We start from the raw sequence: 1,748 nt of genomic DNA on the forward strand, positions 1-1,748 counted from the left end.
GGCTGTGGGGCTGCGGTGACGTCGCCGGGGACACGGGCGAGCCGGCGCTGGGCCGCCCGGCCTCTTCGGGGCGTACGGCGTCGCGGTCGCCGGAGGTCGGCTCGGCACCCGATCGGAGCTGCTCCAGGCGGGCCGCCAGCAGTTCGGTCACCTGGGGTCGGTGGGCATGGTCCCGCTCGTAGGCGAGCAGTTCCTCCACCTCCCCGGCGGTGAGCGCGCGAACGCGGCTCTCCAGGCCGCCGATCGGCAGGTGGTCGTAGTCGGGCGGCGGCAGTGTGCTGCGCTCTGCCATGGTTCTTCTCACTTCCTTGCGCTCGCTCGCGGGTCTCTCACCCGCGTCACTCAGTGGGCGCCCAGGCCGCCGCTGCCGAAGCCGCCGCTGCTGCCCCTGCTCCAGCGCGGCCGACGCTTCGCCGGGCTCGGCCGGGAGCCCATGTTTCCGTGCACCTGGTAGGGCGTGAGCCGCAGCCGGCTCTGCGTGATCTCGTCGGGCACCAGGTTCACCTGCTCCTCCCGTACCGGACCTCCGTCCGGTAGATGCGGCTGCTCCTCAGGGCGCGGCCGACGCGGCTCGCGGTTGCGGATCCGGTTGCCGAGCCAGAAGGCGCCGCCCAGCATTCCCACGACGAGTACGCCCATGAGGATGGCCCAGAGGCCGACCAGTGCGCTGCGCTCCGCGGCAAAATGCACCCATTCTGTACTCATATAGCACGAATACCCCTAGAGGCACCGTCGAATCGGCTCACTTGGAACGGGAGGAGCCGGAGGCCCGGGAGGAGGTGGAGGTCCGGGAGGAGCCGGAGGTCCGGGAGGAGGCGGAGGTCCGGGAGGCGCGCGTCTGTGAACGGTTCGCCCTGCGGATCGCGGTGATCAGTTCGGACTTGGTCATCCGTGACCGCCCGTCGATCTTCAGCCGTTGTGCGACGTCGTAGAGGTGCTGCTTCGACGCGCTCTCGTCGACGCCCTCACCGGTGCGCCCGCCCCGCTGCTGCCGGGGCCGCGCCGACTGGGGGTCCGAGGGGCCCTTGCGGCCGCCCTCCTTGCGCTCCCAGTGGTCGCCGACCTTCTCGTACGAGTGCTTCAGCGCGCCGTAGGCGACCCGGTGCGCCCGCTCGCCCTCGCCGTACTGCTCCACCGCCGAGTCGTGGGCCTTGATCCACGTGCGCTGGGCGCCCTTGGAGGAGCGTTCCAGAGTCGACGGGAGCTCCTGTCGTCCGGGCATCTTTCCTCACCTCCGGGATCGGGGGGTGCACGGGTGCCCGGCCGCGCGGCGGGAAAACCGGGGGGCGCGGGCACCGGGTTTGGCGTGATGTCGTCCGGCTACCCGATTCTCGTGACATCGACGACGACTTCGCAGCAGGAGCTCTTCCGGTTTCTCGAGGACCGCTTCGCGTGTGCGCAGGCGTGCACGGAGTGTGCGCGGGCGTGCGCCCTGCGAGCGAGCCTCGCCGATCCGGAAGGGCCCGCGGACCAGGAACGTGTACGGCGCAAGGGCATCATGTGCGCGGAGGTGTGTGACGCCACGTGCCGGGTGCTGTCCGAGCAGGCGCACCAGGACGAGGCGGCCCTGAGGATCCAGGTGCAGTGGTGCCGGGAGGTCTGCCTGGAGTGCGCCCATGTCTTCGACGGATACCCGGGCGGGGAGGAGAGCGCCCAGGCCTGCCGCGACTGCGCCCGCGCCTGCACGGACTTCCTCGCGACGCTGGACGCCTGAGCCCTCCGGGCGACCTGAGCAGGTGGTCGCCCCC

At 71.5% G+C, this 1,748-nt stretch carries 4 protein-coding genes; 1 reads left to right on the top strand and 3 read right to left on the bottom strand.

Going from position 1 to position 1,748, the window contains the following annotated elements:
• The 3 genes from FNH04_RS45665 to FNH04_RS45675 form a co-directional block, all read right to left on the bottom strand.
• Positions 1-292: hypothetical protein (locus FNH04_RS45665; protein WP_152792099.1), on the bottom strand; the 292-nt coding region annotated here is incomplete at its 3' end.
• Positions 293-342: 50 nt separating this feature from the next.
• Complete coding sequence (locus FNH04_RS45670) at positions 343-705, bottom strand: DUF6479 family protein (protein ID WP_152792100.1); 363 nt, start codon at positions 703-705, stop codon at positions 343-345.
• A gap of 37 nt (positions 706-742) precedes the next feature.
• Positions 743-1,222, bottom strand: a complete 480-nt coding sequence (locus FNH04_RS45675) for a ChaB family protein (protein WP_152792101.1) — start codon at positions 1,220-1,222, stop codon at positions 743-745.
• Between the two features lie 87 nt (positions 1,223-1,309).
• Between FNH04_RS45675 and FNH04_RS45680 the strand changes: the two genes are divergently transcribed.
• Positions 1,310-1,714, top strand: coding sequence for a ferredoxin (locus tag FNH04_RS45680; protein ID WP_152792102.1), 405 nt, complete (start codon positions 1,310-1,312; stop codon positions 1,712-1,714).
• Positions 1,715-1,748 lie beyond the last annotated feature (34 nt).

The sequence above is a fragment of the Streptomyces phyllanthi genome, from assembly GCF_009377205.1.
Classification (GTDB): domain Bacteria; phylum Actinomycetota; class Actinomycetes; order Streptomycetales; family Streptomycetaceae; genus Streptomyces; species Streptomyces phyllanthi.